Annotated in this window: 20 protein-coding genes; 1 reads left to right on the forward strand and 19 read right to left on the reverse strand. The window is 47.7% G+C overall.

Going from position 1 to position 19,072, the window contains the following annotated elements:
• Nucleotides 1-78 precede the first annotated feature (78 nt).
• From J0A66_RS19880 to J0A66_RS19910, 7 genes are all read right to left on the reverse strand, one after another.
• Complete coding sequence (locus tag J0A66_RS19880) at nt 79-663, reverse strand: CBS domain-containing protein (protein WP_206575609.1); 585 nt, start codon at nt 661-663, stop codon at nt 79-81.
• A gap of 71 nt (nt 664-734) precedes the next feature.
• The gene (locus tag J0A66_RS19885) at nt 735-1,058 is read right to left on the reverse strand and encodes a hypothetical protein (RefSeq protein ID WP_206575610.1); all 324 of its coding nucleotides are present in this window, start codon (nt 1,056-1,058) and stop codon (nt 735-737) included.
• Between the two features lie 148 nt (nt 1,059-1,206).
• Nucleotides 1,207-2,181: a zinc transporter ZntB gene (zntB, locus tag J0A66_RS19890; protein WP_206575611.1), complete on the reverse strand. Its 975-nt coding sequence runs from the start codon at nt 2,179-2,181 to the stop codon at nt 1,207-1,209.
• A 5-nt stretch (nt 2,182-2,186) separates the two neighbouring features.
• The gene (locus J0A66_RS19895; protein WP_206575612.1) at nt 2,187-2,762 is read right to left on the reverse strand and encodes an NADPH-dependent FMN reductase; all 576 of its coding nucleotides are present in this window, start codon (nt 2,760-2,762) and stop codon (nt 2,187-2,189) included.
• A gap of 145 nt (nt 2,763-2,907) precedes the next feature.
• The gene (galU, locus tag J0A66_RS19900; RefSeq protein ID WP_206575613.1) at nt 2,908-3,798 is read right to left on the reverse strand and encodes a UTP--glucose-1-phosphate uridylyltransferase GalU; all 891 of its coding nucleotides are present in this window, start codon (nt 3,796-3,798) and stop codon (nt 2,908-2,910) included.
• Nucleotides 3,799-3,814: 16 nt separating this feature from the next.
• Nucleotides 3,815-4,819: an NAD-dependent epimerase gene (locus J0A66_RS19905; RefSeq protein ID WP_206575614.1), complete on the reverse strand. Its 1,005-nt coding sequence runs from the start codon at nt 4,817-4,819 to the stop codon at nt 3,815-3,817.
• Complete coding sequence (locus J0A66_RS19910; RefSeq protein ID WP_206575615.1) at nt 4,816-6,183, reverse strand: UDP-glucose dehydrogenase family protein; 1,368 nt, start codon at nt 6,181-6,183, stop codon at nt 4,816-4,818. Before J0A66_RS19910 ends, J0A66_RS19905 begins: the two co-directional genes overlap by 4 nt.
• A 319-nt stretch (nt 6,184-6,502) precedes the next feature.
• Between J0A66_RS19910 and wecA the strand changes: the two genes are divergently transcribed.
• Nucleotides 6,503-7,573, forward strand: coding sequence for a UDP-N-acetylglucosamine--undecaprenyl-phosphate N-acetylglucosaminephosphotransferase (wecA, locus tag J0A66_RS19915; RefSeq protein WP_338143931.1), 1,071 nt, complete (start codon nt 6,503-6,505; stop codon nt 7,571-7,573).
• Between the two features lie 39 nt (nt 7,574-7,612).
• On the opposite strand, the gene J0A66_RS23740 is transcribed toward wecA, so the two are convergent.
• The 12 genes from J0A66_RS23740 to J0A66_RS19975 form a co-directional block, all read right to left on the reverse strand.
• Entirely contained in the window at nt 7,613-8,704 is a 1,092-nt protein-coding gene (locus tag J0A66_RS23740; RefSeq protein ID WP_206575616.1) for a glycosyltransferase, read from the reverse strand.
• A gap of 40 nt (nt 8,705-8,744) precedes the next feature.
• The gene (gene pssE, locus J0A66_RS19925) at nt 8,745-9,203 is read right to left on the reverse strand and encodes a PssE/Cps14G family polysaccharide biosynthesis glycosyltransferase (RefSeq protein ID WP_206575617.1); all 459 of its coding nucleotides are present in this window, start codon (nt 9,201-9,203) and stop codon (nt 8,745-8,747) included.
• A complete protein-coding gene (gene pssD / locus J0A66_RS23860; RefSeq protein WP_206575618.1) occupies nt 9,200-9,700 on the reverse strand; it encodes a PssD/Cps14F family polysaccharide biosynthesis glycosyltransferase in 501 nt (166 codons plus the stop codon). Before pssD ends, pssE begins: the two co-directional genes overlap by 4 nt.
• Nucleotides 9,687-10,946, reverse strand: coding sequence for an O-antigen ligase family protein (locus J0A66_RS19935; protein WP_206575619.1), 1,260 nt, complete (start codon nt 10,944-10,946; stop codon nt 9,687-9,689). Before J0A66_RS19935 ends, pssD begins: the two co-directional genes overlap by 14 nt.
• The gene (locus J0A66_RS23620) at nt 10,943-11,389 is read right to left on the reverse strand and encodes an acyltransferase (protein WP_277603598.1); all 447 of its coding nucleotides are present in this window, start codon (nt 11,387-11,389) and stop codon (nt 10,943-10,945) included. The genes J0A66_RS19935 and J0A66_RS23620 overlap by 4 nt, the downstream gene beginning before the upstream one ends.
• Nucleotides 11,376-12,314, reverse strand: a complete 939-nt coding sequence (locus tag J0A66_RS19945; RefSeq protein ID WP_206575621.1) for a Wzz/FepE/Etk N-terminal domain-containing protein — start codon at nt 12,312-12,314, stop codon at nt 11,376-11,378. Before J0A66_RS19945 ends, J0A66_RS23620 begins: the two co-directional genes overlap by 14 nt.
• A gap of 63 nt (nt 12,315-12,377) precedes the next feature.
• Nucleotides 12,378-13,193: a DUF707 domain-containing protein gene (locus J0A66_RS19950; protein WP_206575622.1), complete on the reverse strand. Its 816-nt coding sequence runs from the start codon at nt 13,191-13,193 to the stop codon at nt 12,378-12,380.
• The gene (locus tag J0A66_RS19955) at nt 13,180-14,040 is read right to left on the reverse strand and encodes a hypothetical protein (protein WP_206575623.1); all 861 of its coding nucleotides are present in this window, start codon (nt 14,038-14,040) and stop codon (nt 13,180-13,182) included. Before J0A66_RS19955 ends, J0A66_RS19950 begins: the two co-directional genes overlap by 14 nt.
• Nucleotides 14,041-14,054: 14 nt before the next feature.
• Nucleotides 14,055-15,128: a TDP-N-acetylfucosamine:lipid II N-acetylfucosaminyltransferase family protein gene (locus J0A66_RS19960; protein ID WP_206575624.1), complete on the reverse strand. Its 1,074-nt coding sequence runs from the start codon at nt 15,126-15,128 to the stop codon at nt 14,055-14,057.
• Nucleotides 15,125-16,012 (reverse strand): glucose-1-phosphate thymidylyltransferase RfbA, encoded by an 888-nt coding sequence (rfbA, locus tag J0A66_RS19965; protein ID WP_206575625.1) that lies wholly within the window; start codon nt 16,010-16,012, stop codon nt 15,125-15,127. Before rfbA ends, J0A66_RS19960 begins: the two co-directional genes overlap by 4 nt.
• Nucleotides 16,013-16,233: 221 nt before the next feature.
• On the reverse strand, nt 16,234-17,313 hold the full coding sequence (rfbB, locus tag J0A66_RS19970; protein ID WP_206575626.1) for a dTDP-glucose 4,6-dehydratase: 1,080 nt from the start codon (nt 17,311-17,313) through the stop codon (nt 16,234-16,236).
• A complete protein-coding gene (locus J0A66_RS19975) occupies nt 17,310-19,067 on the reverse strand; it encodes an asparagine synthase-related protein (protein ID WP_206575627.1) in 1,758 nt (585 codons plus the stop codon). Before J0A66_RS19975 ends, rfbB begins: the two co-directional genes overlap by 4 nt.
• Nucleotides 19,068-19,072: the final 5 nt, after the last annotated feature.

Below are 19,072 nucleotides of genomic sequence, written 5' to 3' on the forward strand. Positions count from 1 at the left end.
TGCGGGACCAAACTTCCCGGATTGGACTTTGCTCCATCCGGGCTACCTCTTGTCGATCCTCCTGTGAACTTCTAGCAATTACGCCAGTTCGCGGTGCTCGTGCAACACATCGAAGATATCCTTAAAGCTGTGGGCCTTGGGCGCGATATCCAGCGGAATATGCAGGGCCCGGGCGATATCTGCGGCAGATATCAACCCGCGGATTTTCTCATCCCGATCGACCAGCAGAATATGCTGTTCGCCCAACGTACGCAGGGTATGCACCACATCACCAATGCAGGCATTCAGGATCCTGTCATAGGGAATACCGTGCAGATGCTCACGGGTCACCATCAGATCTTCCACACACAAGTCCTGCCGTTCCAGGCCTTTTTGCGCAGCGATCATCAGCACCTTGCGACTGGTCAAATCGGCAAAGCTGATCACACCAAGAAACTGGTGATCCGCATCCACCACCAACAAGGATTTTACATGGCCCTTTTTCATCATAAACAGGGTCTGATCCACAGACACGTCCTTGTCGATTATTTGCGGGTTGCGACGGGTAAAGTCGGTTACCACTTTCCAGGCTGGACTTTCCAAGGTCAGGGGTTCGGCACTGGTGCTGGCAGCAAACTGCAGCACATTGTTCAGACTATGGGTTTTCAGGGCTTTAAAGCTCATGAGCTTTCTCCAAAACAAATTAAACAGGGTGACTCCCCAGCCAATAGGCAGGTGGGGAAAAATGACGTGTTTCAGAGAAAAGCGGGAGGGGCCCTGGCCTGAGTCAGGCTGCGGCCGGCAAGATATTCGGCCTGTATGCATGGAAAACTCGCAAGCGCTATGCCAGTGGGTAAGGATTGACTCGCATGGCAGACCGTATCCTGGTCGTCATTGTCTGTCTGCAGAGGGAGCCCCTCAGCAGCAGAATCGAAAGCCAGTCCCGATAACAGCTTGGGGTTGTCGGCGTCGACCTGGCCGGCCTGTGTCTCCACCGATAACAGACACAGCAGCACAGTCAGCAGATAAGCTGCGATATGCCGGTAAGTCAGAGGTAGCGGATATAAGGTCGGTTGCACAGCAGGTCAGGGTTTAGTATTCCTGATACCTACTATGGGGGACCCGGTAAATAAATCAAGGTAGACAGGGAGGCCAACAGGACCAACCTACCCGACTCGGCGACAAATGGCCGGATTCCCCAACACCTGTTTCCCGGCTGTGGCCCTGTTACAGCCAGCCCTTTTTCCTGAACCAGAGGATCTGCAACGTCAGGATCAATATTAGCAAGACGATAAATACGCCAAAACCGAGATCACTTTCCGCTCCCGGTATCCCGCCGACGTTGATCCCCAGCAAACCGGTCAGAAAACCCAGCGGCAGGAAAAACGCAGCGACGATGGACAGCACATACATGCGCTTGTTCATTTGTTCGGCCAGATGATTGCCTATCTCTTCCTGGGTGACGGCGGCCCGTTCCCGTACCGCATCCAGATCCTCAATATGGCGGATAAGCCTGTCCTGGGTTTCCTGCATGCGCAACTTGAACTCAGGGTCAAACCAGTCGACTTTTTCAGTGAGAAGCTGCGAGATGGCCTCGCGCTGGGGCGACAGATAGCGTCGCAGGGAAATGATTTGGCGACGTACCTTGGCCAGGTCCATGCGCATTTGTGCATCCTGCACTTCCAGCGCCCTTTCCTCGAAGTCAGCCACGCAGTCCTCGAAATTATCCACCGTATCCGACATGCGCAGAATCAGTTTCTCCAACAGGGCCAGCAATATCCCATCGGCTGCGCATGGGCCTTCACCGGCCCGCAGCTCATTGGCCACATCGGTCACCGACAACAGCTTTCGCTTGCGGGTGCTGATGACCCGTCCAGGTTCCACCCAAAGGCGCAGTGAGACCATATCATCAGGCTCCGCGCCCGGATTCAGGTTGACACCCCGCAGCGCCAGCAGCAGGCCGTTCTTGTACCGGGTCGCCCGGGGGCGGGTTTCACCGCTAAGCAGGGCCTCGTAAACGATGGGATCCAGCCCCGACTCCTCAGTCAGCCATTTCTCAGCCTGGGACTGGCTGTAATCCAGGTGCGCCCAGAGAATACCCTGTTCCGGCTGCCACCGATTGACGGCCGCCCAGTCCAGATCCCGGCCACTCCCCTGCCCGTCCAGCAACATGGCATGAATAAGCGCATCGTTATCCGGCATGGGCATCAGTCTCTGAGTTTCGCCAGGGTTTTGGCCAGCTCGGCACCAATTCCCTCAATGGCTTGTTGTTGTTTGCTGTCTTTCAGTTGCCCCTGCTCGTCGAAGGCACTGCCCGCCTGACCGATGGCCCGCTGGGTCGCCAGGACGGTTACGTTGATGTTCTGCAGCAGCATGCGCAAAAAGACCAGTCCGCGCAGCCCCCCCAGGGCACCGGGGGAGGCAGACATAATGGCGGCATATTTACCATTGAACGCCTGGAGCGGGGACTCCCCTTCCCGCTCCGTGCGGGATGTCCAGTCGATGGCATTTTTCAGCAGAGGCGAAAAGGCGCTGTTGTACTCTGGAGAGGCGATAAGCAGTCCGTCGTGTTCCAGCAGCAGCTGTTTCAGCTCCCGGGCCTTAGGTGGCAGGCCATGTGCTTCATGTTCGTCCTGGTTGATGATGGGCATGGGATAGTCCCCAAGATTAATCAGGGTCACCTCTGCCCCGGCCTCCCTCGCCCCTTTGGCGGCGATGGCTGCCAGTTTCTGATTAAAGGATGCCTGTCGGGCACTGCCGGAAAAGGCCAGAATTTTTACCATTTTTGCGTCTCCTCGCTGTTTCACCCTTTATAACAATTACCACATGCTGGTGAAACAGGATCAGGACAAAGCCTTGAGGGAAACCGGCGATAAAACAAAAACGCTGCCTACGCAGCAGCGTTTGTGCAGATAAAAACTGACAGGGTTAAGCCGTAAAACCTTTGAGGTAGTCGGCAAAGTCCTTACCCAGGGTCGGGTGACGCAGGGCGTATTCGACATTGGCTTTCATATAGCCCAGCTTGCTGCCGCAGTCATGGCTCTTGCCTTTCATGTAATAGGCTTCCACCGGTTCGGTTTTGATCAGCGCTGCGATGGCATCGGTGAGCTGGATTTCGCCGCCGGCACCCGGAGGGGTAAAGTCCAGCATGTCCCAGATATTGGACGAGAGCACGTAACGACCCACCACCGCCAGATCGGAAGGAGCCTCCTCTGCTTTGGGTTTTTCCACCATCTTGAGAATAGGCGCCGACTCGCCGGGTTTGAGATCCTTGCCGTTCAGATCCACTACACCAAACTGGCTGATCAATTCATGAGGCACTTTTTCCACCATGATCTGACTGGTCTGGCTCTCTTCGAAACGCCGTGACATCTCGGCCAGATTGTCGGTGCGGTGATTACTGCTGGCCTCGTCGATCAGCACATCGGGCAGCACCACCGCAAAGGGATTTTCCCCCACCAGCGGGCGGGCACAGAGGATGGCGTGCCCCAGGCCCATGGCCACTCCCTGACGCACGTGCATAATGGTCACATCGTCGGGAATAATGGATTGCACTTCGTCCAGCAACTGGCGTTTGACCCGTTTCTCCAGGGTGGCTTCCAGCTCGAAGCTGGTATCAAAATGGTTCTCTATGCTGTTTTTACTGGCATGGGTGACCAGTACGATTTCCTTAATGCCGGCGGCGATACATTCGCTGACCACATACTGAATCAGGGGCTTGTCCACTACCGGCAGCATCTCCTTGGGAATAGCCTTGGTGGCGGGCAACATGCGGGTGCCAAGACCGGCAACCGGAATAACAGCTTTTCTTACATTCATTTAAGCAATCCTGTGTTCAACTTGTCTGATAGTACGTTTTGAACCATTGCACGAATCGTTCCACCCCAACATCGATGGGAGTGGCGGGCCTGAAGCCAACAGCCTGCTGCAAGTCGTCGATGTCCGCATAGGTGGCGGGCACGTCACCATCCTGCATGGGCAGAAACTCCTTAATGGCTTCTTTGCCCAACGCCTGCTCGATGGCTTGGATAAAGTCCATCAGGGCCACTGGCTGGTTGTTACCTATATTGAATAGTTTATAAGGGGCCGAGCTTTGCGAGGGATCGCGGCCATCCCAGTCCGGATTGGCGACGGGGGCCTTGTCCTGAATACGGACTATGCCCTCGACTATGTCCTCAATATAGGTGAAATCCCGCTGCATTTTACCCTGGTTGAAGACCTTGATGGGTCTGCCTTCCACTATCGCCTTGGTAAACAGGAACATGGCCATATCGGGGCGGCCCCAGGGGCCGTACACAGTAAAAAAACGCAGGCCGGTGGTGGGGATGCCATACAGATGACTGTAGGTATGGGCCATCAGTTCATTGGACTTTTTGGTGGCGGCATATAGCGACACCGGATGATCGACCCTGTCGCCGGTAGAGAACGGCATCTTGCTGTTCATGCCATACACCGAGCTGGAAGAGGCGTAGACCAGATGCTCTATCGCAAATTGACGACAGCCTTCCAAGATAGTCAGGGTGCCAATCAGGTTACTGTCGGCGTAGGCCATGGGGTTTTCCAGCGAGTAGCGCACCCCGGCCTGGGCACCAAGATGGATCACCCGCCGGAACTGCCCCTGGACAAACAGCCGGGCAACGCCTTCACGGTCGGCCAGGTCCAGTTTGACAAACTGAAAGCCGGCTTGCCCCTCCAGTCGTGCCAGCCTGTCCCGCTTGAGCTGCACCTCGTAATAATCATTGAGGTTATCCAGGCCGGTAACCTGATGGCCAAGCTCCAGCAGCCGCTGGCACACATAGCTGCCGATAAAACCGGCGGCACCTGTGACCAGAATGTTCATGCCGGCAACCCGCCCTGGCGGGCCGAGATACTCTGCACACTCAGGCCGCGGCCAATGGCGTAATACTGGAAGCCTTGCTCGGCCAGTTGCCCGGGATCAAACAGGTTGCGCCCATCGAAAATGACCGGGTTGCTGAGACGCTCCTTGATCAAATCGAAGTCAGGCGCCCGGAAGACCTGCCATTCGGTACAGATAACCAGCATATCGGCGCCGCTGAGGGCGCTTTCCTTGGTGCCCATCAGCGACAGATCGGCCCGGTGGCCGTAAATCCGCTGGGTTTCCTCCATCGCCTCCGGGTCGTAGGCCTGAACTCTGGCGCCCGCCGCCCATAGCTGTTCCATCAGTACCCGGCTGGAGGCTTCACGCATATCGTCGGTGTTGGGTTTAAACGACAGTCCCCAGATAGCGACAGTTTTTCCGGCCAGATCGCCATTAAAATGCTGGTGGATATAACCGAACAGTTTTTCCTTCTGTTTGTAATTCACCGCCTCGACGGCTTCAAGGATACTGGCGTCGTGACCCACGGCCCTGGCGCTGCGCACCAGCGCCTGCACATCCTTGGGGAAACAGGAGCCGCCGTAGCCGCACCCAGGGTAGATAAACTGATAGCCGATGCGCGGGTCCGAGCCGATACCCTTGCGCACGTTTTCAATATCCGCACCGAATTTCTCCGCCAGGCAGGCCATCTCGTTCATAAAGCTGATCTTGGTGGCCAGCATGCAGTTGGCCGCGTACTTGGTCAGTTCGGCGCTGCGCACGTCCATCACAATCACCTTGTCGTGATTGCGGTTAAAGGGGGCATAGAGCTGACGCAGTTTCTTCTGCGCCAAAGCCGAGTCGGTGCCCAGAATAATACGATCCGGGCGCATACAGTCATTGACCGCCGCGCCTTCTTTCAGGAATTCCGGGTTGGACACCACATCAAAGGTGGGCGACTTACCCAAAGAGGAGAGTTTATCGCCTAACGTGGCCCGCACCTTGTCTGCCGTGCCCACCGGCACAGTGGATTTGGTCACCACTATTTTATGGCCGTTCAGGTGTTCAGCCACGGTAGAGGCCACAGTCAGCACGTACTTCAGGTCTGCTGAACCGTCCTCATCGGGTGGGGTGCCCACCGCAATAAAGATCACCTCGCCATGCTCGACGCCGGTTTTGGCGTCTGTGGTGAAGCTCAGACGACCCGCTTCCACATTTTGCTTAACCAGAGGCTCCAGACCCGGCTCATAGATAGGAATGCCGCCCTGGTTGAGCTTGTCCACCTTGGCCTGATCCACATCCACACACACCACCTTGTGGCCCACCTCTGCCAATACGGCGCCCTGCACCAGTCCTACGTAGCCTACGCCGAATACTGTTACTTTCATTGGGTTTCCTTACGCTGACTCAGGTATGCAAATTAACAACAAAAATTTCATTTAGTAACATCTTGGAATCGAATAGTATTCTATAAAAGTACCAAGCAATGCCCGGGCCACTATACCGTTGGAGTGGCGGGGAGTTTACAGAACAAATAATAAAACTTAAATCAACAGGTGAACATGACCTTGCCCAGCTTGAATAAAACCCACCCTTCTCTTAGAATTGCGCTGCCATGGCCAGGGAAGGAAGGTCGTGGGCAGGACTTAACAGCACTGTTTTTATTCCCGACTCATTTTTTTTCCCAATTTTTCTAAGAGTTCTATCGTGTTAAGCACCTCATTAATCGTTCTGGTTGCATTCTGTACTTCGTTTCTTTGTGTTCTGACCTTTCGCCCGCTGGCCATTGGTTTTGGCCTGGTCGACAGACCTTGCTCGAGAAAGCAACATACCGGAGAGGTACCACTGGTTGGCGGGCTGGCCATTTATGCAGCCATCTGTTTCTCCAGCTTCTTATTTGTTCAGTTTGACACTAACTACAAGCTCTATCTGATTTCCACCGCTTTTATGGTGCTGATTGGAGCATTGGACGACTTCTATGATCTGGACGCCGGACTAAGGCTAGTCGGCCAGTTTCTAATAGCCTCGCTGATGGTATTTGGTGCCGAGCAGTATATCTCAGACCTCGGCAACCTGTTTGGCACCGGTAATATTAATCTTGGATTATTCGGACCACTGTTTACCCTGCTGGCGGTGGTTGCTTCCATCAATGCCTTTAATATGACCGACGGCGTCGACGGGCTGGTGGGTTCTTTAAGCCTCAATACCTTTATCGCCATTGGTGTGCTGGCAATGCTGGCAGGTGTTGGCCTGTCAACAGACCTACCAGCCATGTTCTTTGGTGCCATTTTCGCATTTCTGTTCTTTAACCTAGGGCAGTTCAAGAATGGCCGCTATAAGGTATTTATGGGCGACGCGGGTAGCATGCTGATTGGACTGACCGTAATCTGGTTGCTGGCCTACTGCACTCAGGGGAAACAGGCTTTTATTCAGCCGGTGACAGTACTGTGGCTGGTTGCCATTCCAGTGATGGATATGGTGTCTGTAATGGCAAGGCGTATTATGGCCGGCATATCCCCCCTGCGGGCCAGCCGCGATCATTTACACCATGTATTGTTATATAATGGCTTATCTTCTACCAAGACCACGATCATCATCGCCTTTGCAGCAGTAAGCTTTAGCATTTCCGGAATCTTACTGCAGTTTTATCAGATTCCTGAACATCTCAGCCTGAGCCTGTTTGTCTTGTTGTTTGTTGGTTATAACTCGTTGATGATGACCCAAGATAAGCGGATGAACAATCATCCCAAAGCATTAAAACTTTTTAGTAGTAGTTAGTGGACAAGACTCTCCTGCCTATAAACCCGGCTTTGAAATCTAGTTAGCGATGTTAAGATTGATAAACAGTTCGGATAGCTCTATTTGGACACGTCTGGAATCGTAGAGTTTTGAGGTTTCAAGCGCCTGATCTGCCATTCTTGCCCACTCTTCCTCTGTAAGGTTTAAGCTTAATTCAAGTGTCTCGCACAAGCTTTTAACCGATCCAGCCTCGAATTGAAATCCATTTATACTTGGTATCAGGTAGTCTGACATCCCTCCCAAGTTAGTACCTATCACCGGAACACGGCAGGCCATCGCCTCTATTCCGACTAGCCCCAAGCTCTCATTGAGCTCTGACGGGAAAACCAGATAATCCAGAGACTGATAGAATGAAACCAGTTCATTGTGCTTCATTGGACCCAAAAAGTTGATGGAATGTCCTAATAGCGAGCCAGCGAGCTTTTTGTACTCTTTGCTGAACTGACCTGTTCCGACTATCGAGAGACGAACTCCATTACTATTTTTTGTGAATTCTTTGAAAGCTTCGATCAGCGTATCCAATCCCTTACCTTTATCCAACCTGCCCACATATCCATAATGAGCGTTATGCTTCAGAAGCTCTCTAGGATCGCAGGGGCTGAAGTAACTGAGATCAACTCCCCCGGAGGGACTTACCACCAATCTTTCTTCGTCTATCAAATATTCTTGTTGCATGAACTTCTTTAGATATTGGGAGGGAACCACTACTTTCCTCGCCTTTCGCAACAGATTGCTGGCCAACCATACCTTGAACTTGCTTGTCACTCTTGATTGCCCCGCAGGGGCAATCACATCTCCCCCATGACAATGGGCGACTATGTCCAGGCTCCTGAAAAGTGAAACAATAACGGTTGATAAAGAAGAGTGGGCAATATAGTGGACATAAATCGTTCGGTTCGTATGAGTTAGCCTTATCAGAGATGACAAGTAGAAACAAGTATACTTTGCGAGTTTCCCTATACGACTGGTTGACCGCCCATGGATAGCGCAGATTTCCACATCGAATCCAGAAAACTCTAAGTGGTTCACAATTCTTTCTACAAAGTTCCCGTAAGAGGAATCTCTCTCTGACGGGTACATATTTGAGAGAACAAGGATCTTCTTTTTCACCTTCAGGCACGTTCCTCTAGTGACGCCGTCCAATAAGCTCTCATTGGTGTAATACCTGATTGATGATAGCTGAGATCTCTTCGCCCTTGAAAAACTCGACTTTCCTGTATTTCTGTGATTGAAATGTCCTTGCTAACTCTATGCAATCACCCAAGTCAGACATATTAAAACACGAGATAGCATATCTCTCTTTATGGACATACTCAGCCAGATCCGATTGGTGCTTGTCTATACGATAGAGGTTGGGCACTACGACAAGTTTTTTATTCTTTTCCAGTAAGGAATAAACAGAACCTGCACCAGCATGGGTCACGACAACATCTGCAACTTCAATATACTTATCAATGTCATTCGCATAATCAAAGCAGATCATCTCTGGATAGAATATTGCTGGATTCGCAGTCTGACAGACTAACTTCCAATTAGGTTTTTTTTCTTGGTACAAGGCCTCAAACAACTCGTCAAAACGTGTTGTCCCGACAGTTACAAAGACATTCAAAGTCTTCCACTCCAAACAGCTTTGGGATAACGCCTGAGCTGCTCCTTGTTTTGTACGTAAAACTTAGTAGAAAGACGATACATCACTTTCCCGCTAAATGAGCAAGTATTGAATCGACTCCAGGTTTCAACATGAATAACTTGTCTCCCCATCAATCTGAACATTAAAGCAGGGACAATGGCGATACCGGGCCCTGTTGATATAAGAATACGACAGTCCAATCTCCCCATTAACGCAACCACCGAAAACAAGGCAGAACCAACAGACGATATAGCTTTAAGAACAGAAAAGCTTCCATACTTGCTTCTAACCTGTTGGAGCAAAACCCTTTCGGCACCCTGCGGGGAAAAACACTTGTCAGTATCGTTTAATGTAACAAACTTGCAGGAGCTCAACTCTGAATGGTGTTGGAGACAGGCGAATAACCTCGCCATTTGCGCACTATGTCCGCCCTCGCCGTACACGAAAACAACTGTTTTGGGTTTATCCATATTCATTAGACACTATGTTCCCACTATTTAAGCTCTGGCAACGAGAAAACTCATTCCTGGCGACACATAAGGCTAAAGCCACAAAGGCTCCCCACGCGGGGGTGACGATACCATTGAACATGACATGACCTGCGACTGAAGAAACTAAAAGCAGGGTAATGGAACTAATAAGTGCAGACAGAGCGACTGGTGAGTTCCTTAATTTCCAGAGTTTCAGAAACACAATCGTGTGCAAGAAAAAGATGAAAAGCGTAAGAGGTAAACCAAAGTAAACCAGCATGTCGAAGAAATCTAACTCTATTCTGGTTTCTGACAACCTTTCCAGATCATTATTGTGCATACCTAGTAAGATAAACTGTAAGCTTCCAGATAAAAAGGTTGGCATTATGACCATGAATTTACCCTCACGGCCAGACAGCAAAGCTCTCTCTAGCCCACCTACTTCATAAAAATATACAAGCCTCTCGACTATTGAACTATCTAATACTTTGTCAAAGACGGTGACTCCCAGCATAATAAATACTGACACCAATAATAGAACTACTGCCAACGTCTTGGCATTAAAGTTAAACAGCAGAACCAGAACGGCACATAAGAAAACGCCCAATATCCCACTTTTTGTTCCCATAATTAGAGACAAAAATAGCATTAGTGATAACGTCAATAGATACAAGGTGACTGACCGTCTGTATGCTGAGACCAGAAAGTAAGCAGAACAAATTATAATGATACTTGAGGTGGCGTTGCCTCCATACAAGAAACCTTTAGCCCCGTAATTTCCGTATGAAAAGTATCCTATACCAACATATGAGGAAACTACATTAAGTACCAATGTTAGTAGGTAGGCATATAGTACCAATCTCACATGAAACTCATTCACACTGTTAAAACGCGATAGCGCAAAGAGTACGAAGAAGAAATATAGGGCCTTAAAAGCCTCTTGCAGTGAGAAAAAGAAGGCTACACTGTCTAGCAATACAAACCTCAATAAAGCCCACACCAGAGCCACTAACAGTACTATGCCTATCATCAAGGCAGATTTTCTGGAATACTGCAGCGCATAGAAAATAAGTAATAACAGAACTCCTTGTTTGAAAACTACAGAAAATACACTAGGCATTCCCATTTTAAGCACAAGAAGGCCGTTGATAGAGTCTACTAACAAGAACACACTGACGGCTATCAGCAAGAACAGTTCGAAGAACCTTTGCTTATTGTTTCTATCTAAGTTTTCCATTACTGCATCAATCAATGCATCTTTTGTCCATGACGTCCAATTTTCAGGTCGCTGGAAACTATTTCAGCAGGATTGCCAGCTACTATTACATTGCTCTGCAAAACGTCTTTTGTTACTACTGCACCCGCGGCTACCACTACATTGCTTACGATGGTAACACCTGGTAGCACAATACATCTGGCGCCTAAGAAAACATTGTCACCAATAGTGGTCCGGCAATGTTTCTTGTTAATATAGTCATGAGTTAATACCATAGCCTCAGCTGCAATATAACTATGACTGCCGATTGAAAGACCTTTTGGATTAGTCTTATCCAGAAAAGCCTTAAGACTAACGATGGTATCCACTCCAATCGTAATCTTAAAAATTTTTCTGAGAATAAAGAGGTTTATCTCAACTAGAGTATTTCTAACTTTATTTCTCAAAGAAACCATCTTTGGTTGACTAGCTTTGCTCATATTTACTCTCATCTTTAAGAAGAAACATGATCAAAAACACAACTACAACCAAAAAGCCCATAATAAATGTAGCTACCACCACCATCAAAGCCCTTTTAGGAGAATCCTTCATCTCTGGCACTATTGCTTTATCTATTACGTCAAATACAAAATCTTCTCTCACCTCTGCCAGCATTAAATTTTTGTATTGTTCTTGGATTAGATCATAAAACACTTGTTTAACTTCTACGTTTTCTGTCTTCTCAACTTGAGCTTTCAGATAAGCTATATTCTTCCGAGTCTTATCAACCTCCCTTCGACGCATCTTGTCATTCAGATCATCAACCAACTTGCTTGCCCAATGTTGAGCAAGGTGAGGGTCTTTAAAAACGACTGAAAGAGTCACAATTCCAGTGGTTGTATCTTGTTCGACATCCAGTACACCCAAAAACGTTTCATAAAGCTCCATCTTTGAGGGTACCTGCCGGCGTGGAAAGCCAACCTTTCTCACCCACTTTTGACTCTCTATGTCATATACGTCAGGGTCGATCTCGAGTGTTTTTGCTTCTGGCTCCCATTCTTTTGATGCGAGTAAGGGAACCGCCAATTCATGCCTGTCGATGAAATCGAATAGGAATTGCCTGGACTCCAGTATAGCTAATGCAACATCTATCTTACTCTGTCCTCCCGCCGCCCCAAAGGACAAACCCGCCAAGGAGGCCACCCCTCCCAACTGCCCAGTCAATCCTTGCAGGCCAGACTCACTCATCCCATCTGCCGGCGTCAATAATGCGGTGCTCTTGTAAAGGTTAGGCAGGGTTAATGACCAGAAAGCGGTGCATATACCAAAAGCTAATGGAAGAAGTATCACGTAGAGCTTTTTTGTCCACAAGTAATGCAGCAGAGCTGTTATACTGGTCTCACTCTCTTGGGTGCGGTTAGTCAATGTATTTCCTTATTTGTTCTCATAAGAAATTATTATTAGTCAAACTCTTTGGTCAAATCGGCCTTATCTGGGATTAATACGCTCTAATAACCTTAACGCTATCCAACCAGCTCTCATTTTTGTATATTTCAGTAACAATACAGGGTCAAAACTAAGTATGCGCTGTTTTTGTCTGGCTACCTCTTCAATATTTAGACCATAATGCTGCTTTACTTTGCTCCAGACTTGTTGTCTTGTCTCCGTATTCTGGATCCTGTCGATCTCCCTCCCATTCTTCTTTGTACTATCCAGAGGGTTTAAACATGTCACCTGATCAACAATGGCAATTGTATTACGAAAACCATCCAGTTCTTCCACCATACTGCTAAACCACCAATCCGCGCCCCAACCGACTATTTCTTCGTCATATACATTCATAAACTTCTTCAGATAAGTCGTTTTAAAAGCCGGGCAGGTCACCTCAACAAAGTTGGTATACCTAAGTTTGCTTAACGAATGCATTTTGGTCACCTTATGGGAAACTTTTCCGCATAAATCAAACGCAGGCTGAGCCAAGGATAGTTGTTGTTCATCAATGATATCAAAGAATTTATTCAGCTCTCCTGCGGAGATAACCAAATCATCATCTGCTATCATAATATACTTGTATTGATGTACCACATCTTTTAGCTGACCATAAAGATGGTAAAAATTTGGAAACTTTGCGCCCTTTTTACGTATATAAAATTCGCAATCCGAACTGAACTTGTCTGATTTATCATCTCCATAATATGCCAACCAAAGATCGAAATTTCTATCCCCTAACCAACAGGAAATATTAGAACTATCCCCAATGGAGGAAAAAATCAGGTAATCACTTCTCTTTTTAGGATAACTCATCTGAACTCTCATCAAATCGTGTTGGCTTTGTATTGGATAAATCCAGATACTGGGTCAACTCTTCACGACTCCCGTGTTGAAAATAAAAATACTTGTCAGAAAATTCTATTGGTCTTTCACGCCCATATCCCATACGTAAAGTTCCGAAGGCTCTGAATAGCTTTAACACAGCTGTCTGTAGCCTATGGGTTAACTTGCCGACTATATGATTAAGTTTAGGTTGCCAAAAGAGAAACTCAGGCATTAAAGACAACAACCTTGAGCTCGCAATAGCAAACTTCCTCTCAGGTGAGATCCTGTTGTCTGCCGCCCGGATGCTGTACAACCTACAAAGAAAAGTTTCTATCCAGTTTTTTTTCACTATGAACATCGATTGTTGTAGTGGTTGTACTAAACCCTTTTGCCTTCCAAACAGACATCTAGACGTCATATGCTGGATTTCGCTTTCAATGAGCCCTTTGCCTTTCATCAGAACATCTTGTTCAACATAAACAAAGTACTCGCAGTCACTGTTCATGGCATAACTCAATCCGACAAGCACTGAACGCATCCAGCCACAGTACTTCCCCTTATGTCTCGTTGAGTGACCAGCATTCTCATTGAGTTGGATGAACTCAATCCTAGTGTCATACTCATTAAGATTGGGCTTCACAGGAGAACAACTATCAACAATCACTATTTTCTCAGGCGAAGAGTTCTCACAGATACTCTTGTACCACAGTTGATGAAAGTCAGCTGAGCGAATTTCGTCATCACCGTGAAGCACCCTTCCTGTGTTTGAAATAGGCGTTCCGGGTTTGTCGCACCACCACCCAGAACCAATTATGTATTTGACTTTTCCTGACATTAACTTCCAAAGAGTTAAGGGTATTGTTGAAACAACGCCAACATTCGTTGGCGCCATTTTCCAATCAACGCTTGTTCACTATAAGTTTCTTCCATTAATTGCTGGTTAATTCTCAGCTTTTCTTTATCAAAGCTTAGGAACTGTTCGAAAGTAAGGGTTGAGAGCTCATCGCTGTCATACAAGTGAAACCCCAGTGAACTCATGGATGTAAAAGTGCTGGTAGCTCCCCTTACATACATTTTTTTCCCATGTTTAAGCATTGTGTAAACTACATACAGCCCCTGCTGTCTAATGTGACCAAAGACGGCACAATCAACTTTAGCAAGTAATTCATCATACTCATGCTTGCCTAGCATTGAGGTGATGGGCCGAAATTTGTCAGCAAAAAGTTCATGTCCTCGTTTGATGACCTCAGCCACATACTCTTCACTACCGGCATAATTCAAAGGCACAATCAACTCAATATCTTGGTTGGCATGCTTACTAAGAGACTGAAAAATCCAATCATGCTCATTACTTGGGGCGGCAGAGTTGCCAACTAATATACGCAAAGTTTGATCTTTTTTTTGTTTCGACTGGACGTCCACACCAATCAGTGGATAGGGAAGCGGCTCCGAAGGCCTAGCTCCGATATAGTCTCCAATTAACTTGCCGTCGCCGGCATTGAGAGGAAAGATGTCCAGCATTCTTTTACAGGCAACTCTGTGACATAGATTCATCAACTTACGTTTGAACGTAGGTCCTTTCTCCGCATGTTGATATAATTCAGCTCCCCAGCAAACCCAACTGGAACGGGCAGTCACAGAAGAAAATGTCAGATAGGGCCAAATCTGACGTTCAAACATCCCATGAAACACAAACCGCACACTTTGCCTCTGTGTCTCCATCCATGTCAGCAGAGCACGACCATTCTCATAGTACTCAAATCCCTCATAAGATTGCTTACATCCAGGGAGCGCCCAGGCCCAGAAAACCTGATCGATTCCTGATTCAAACATGGCATCCAACAGAAATTTTCGCATATGTACGTAGTGATGGGGCGTCTGGCCAAAAATATGAACAATTCTTGGTAGAGATTGCTGGCTCAAACCTTCACCAAACTTCGTAAATAATCGCCATAGCCAGTTTTGTCCAGCAGTTCAGCCTGTTCCAACATGCGCTCCGATGAGAGCCACCCATTCAGATAAGCGATTTCTTCCAGGCAGGCTATTTTGAATCCTTGCCGATGCTCCACGGTTTGGACGAACTGAGAAGCTTCCATCAGGCTGTCGTGGGTGCCGGTATCCAGCCAAGCAAAGCCGCGCCCGAGTATTTCCACTTTCAGTTGCTTTTTCTGCAGGTAAATCCCGTTGATACAACTGATTTCCAACTCGCCCCGGGCAGAGGGCTGGATGGATTTGGCGATATCCACCACCTGACTATCATAGAAATACAGGCCAGTGACGGCGTAATTGGATTTAGGCTTGACCGGCTTTTCAGCAATGCTAATGGCATTGTAATGCTCATCCACTTCCACTACACCAAAACGTTCTGGATCCTTAACCTGATAGCCAAACACTGTGGCCCCTTCGTCCTGAGCGGCAGCCGTTCTGAGTTTGGGCGAAAAGCCAGCACCGTAAAATATATTATCGCCCAGCACCAAGCAGACATTGCTGTGGGCAATAAACTGCTCGGCTATTAAAAAGGCTTCTGCGATGCCGTTTGGTTTCTCCTGCACCAGATAAGTTAGCTCGATACCAAAACGGCTTCCATCACCGAGCAGCTTCTGGAAAGCAGCCTGATCCTCAGGCGTCGTGATAATAGCGATTTCGCTAATACCGGCAAGCATCAGCACAGAAAGCGGATAATAAACCATCGGCTTGTCATAGACGGGCATCAGTTGTTTAGAGACGCCCATCGTGAGGGGATAGAGACGTGTGCCACTACCCCCTGCTAGCAGAATTCCTTTTGTGACTTTGTTATCCGAATCCACCCAACTCTCCGCAATTAATGCATATTAGATATATATGAGGCATTAGTATTGGGGCGGAATGGTACAGAATCAGCGGGCTTATTGCCATTTCTGCTTACTAATAAAAACGCCATAAACGGAGAGAACTTGCTTATCGAACAGTGAATTGGTCTATGGAGTCTCTATCCATGATTTCTCTCAAGAGAGAGCTTCCTGTGAGGGTGGAGGAACAGAAACCGGAACTATCCCCTGCCCAGACGCTCCCGTCGATATTTGCCACTTTGCACCTGTTCACACCACGGGCGGTTCCGTAAGTACCACTCAACGGTTTTCCTAAGGCCAGATTCAAAGGTCTCCTTGGGCTTCCACCCCAGTTCATTAGCTATTTTACTGGCGTCGATAGCGTAGCGTCGGTCATGACCAGGCCGGTCTCGCACAAAGGTGATCAGCTTGGCAAAGCTCTGGATTGAGGCAGGTTTTTCGTCTATCAGCTCATCGAGAATAGCACAAAGGGTTTTGACTACCTCCAGATTGGTCTTTTCATTGTGACCGCCGATATTATAGGTTTCTCCCACCTTCCCCTTGTTTACCACTGCCCATAAGGCCTCGGCGTGATCCTGCACATACAGCCAATCGCGAATTTGACCTCCGTCGCCATATACCGGCAGAGTTTTGCCCTCCAAAGCGTTTAATATCATCAGGGGGATAAGCTTTTCCGGAAAGTGATAGGGACCATAATTGTTGGAGCAGTTGGTAATTACCACCGGTAAGCCATAAGTACGGTGCCAGGCGCGCACTAAGTGGTCAGATGCTGCCTTACTGGCCGAGTAAGGCGAACTGGGTTGATAGGGCGTAGATTCAGTGAATAACTCTCCAGTCTCTTCCAAATCACCGTAAACCTCGTCGGTGGATATGTGATGAAAACGAAACCCTTGTTGTTTTTCCTTCGATATCCCTAGCCAATAGGTTCGTGCAGCTTCCAACATTTGAAAAGTGCCCACAATATTGGTTTGAATAAAGTCACCGGGACCATCAATCGAGCGGTCAACATGCGACTCTGCAGCCAAGTGCATCACGACATCCGGTTGATGCAATCTGAAAAGCTCATCGATTTCTTGTCTGTCACAAATATCTTGATGAGCAAATGTGTAACGGGAGGGATTACTCAAACCTTCCAATGAATGAAGATTTCCCGCATAAGTAAGCTTGTCAACGTTGACTATTTTACTTTGAGTGTTTTCATTGATATAACGAACGAGGTTACTGCCAATAAAGCCCGCCCCGCCAGTTATCATTACACTCCCTATTTTGTTACCACTCATATAAACTTTCCTACGTCAGAACCCACGCATTTTTGATGACAGCACGACTTAATGCTTCTTAAATATATCTCCAGGGACAATAGAGATCCCAAAGGTTCGGCTCTTTGTCTTTCATCCGTGTAGAAACTGTCTACAACCTGATGTACATAGTCAGTACCAAGAGCCATGACAACCAATGAATCCTCTGAACAAAGGATCTTTCTTACCCATTTCTCAAAGCTGGCATCCCGTACCCAGTCTTGGTATGAAACATAATGTTTCGGGGGAAAAATTTTTCGATACAACGTGATTGCTAGCGAGTGAAGAGGAGTCCGTCTAACTATTGACTTAAGTTTATCCTTAAAGAGCGAAAGACCACGTTTTGAACTGGAAACTTTCCCTATCGGGACACCTGTATTTTGCCATGGGATACTTTCAAAGTACTCTGGGTAATACTTTAACAGTATCTTTTCATACAAGAGGTTACTCTTGCGTAAATCATCAGGGATGCTGTAAACAAAGTCGACAAGATTATAATCCATGAATGGCTTGAGATGGTGAAAGAAACCTGATATTAAATCGGACCCGGCAGAAATAAATCTAACACCCCGATTATATATGAATACAGGGTCTGTTCCCTTAAAATCCCAGTATTCTTTTTGTTCTATCACTCGACCGAAACTTTCTTTATATTTGACGAGCAATATTTCTTCACTAACTGCTTCGCCCAGGCCATCCACAAGATAACTACCTCCCAAGATGGCATCTCCAAGGTAACCATTCAGCATGTAGGGACTGAAAGCTGACGCCTCACCGGCGACAGTTAATGCATGCATGTGAATTATATTTTTCATGCCCTGAGTTGCCGTGGCACCTGCAATCCTTCGCCTGAACCAATTGTTTTTGGTAAGGGGGAAAAAGCTGTTTTCTACTTCTGCCAAATCTGAAACCTGCCTGGCAATTGTGGCGTCCATGCATCCAGGCAAACCGAAAGTAAACGTTCTAATTTCGCCTTCGAAATGTTTCCTGGCGATAGCCAGCAAGACTCTTGAGTCCAGACCGCCACTTAGACAAATAGAGAGTTTTCCGCCCTGAACAACTGACAGACACCGACGTACTGCCTGCTCAAGCAATTCATGTCCAGTCTCAACGGCGGCAGCCAATTCATACTCTTCATTCCTTTTAATGCTTGACCATGTCCAGTAGTACTGTCTCTCAACTTCACCCGACTCCAGCGTAACCGAATAGCAACTAGCCGGACCAGCTCTCTTCACAGCCAAAAATGGGGTAGAATTAGCAAGGTAATGGCCATGAACTACAGATGACTTTACTGCCTCAGAATCAACAGTTATTGGGACAGTTCCTGACTCCAGGAGCAGCCCTGCATGATTGGAAAAAGCAACTAATCGCTCATCACAAAACCCAAGATACAAAGGCTTCATGCCATACCTGTCAGTACACAAGGTCACACGTTGCCGCTTCTTATCCAGCAGAGAAAAGCAAAAATAGCCGTTTAAACGGGGCAGAGTTTCTGACAATTCACCGGCAAGGTATTTCTCGGCAAGCATTTGTGCAGGTTGAAACCTGTTCAATAGTTCGTCACCGCTATAAATATCCCCATCAAGGAGTACCCTTACTCTATCATCCTCAAACCATTGAGCAGGAGAATGAACCGGACACTGCCAAGTTGAAAAAAACTTCTCCTCTTCAAGAAAAGTCCTGGTTACATATGGTGGAAAAGAATCTAGCTCAGTATCTAACAACAGATTGCTCATTTACT

It is taken from the genome of Bowmanella dokdonensis, from assembly GCF_017254865.1.
GTDB classification, from domain to species: domain Bacteria; phylum Pseudomonadota; class Gammaproteobacteria; order Enterobacterales; family Alteromonadaceae; genus Bowmanella; species Bowmanella dokdonensis.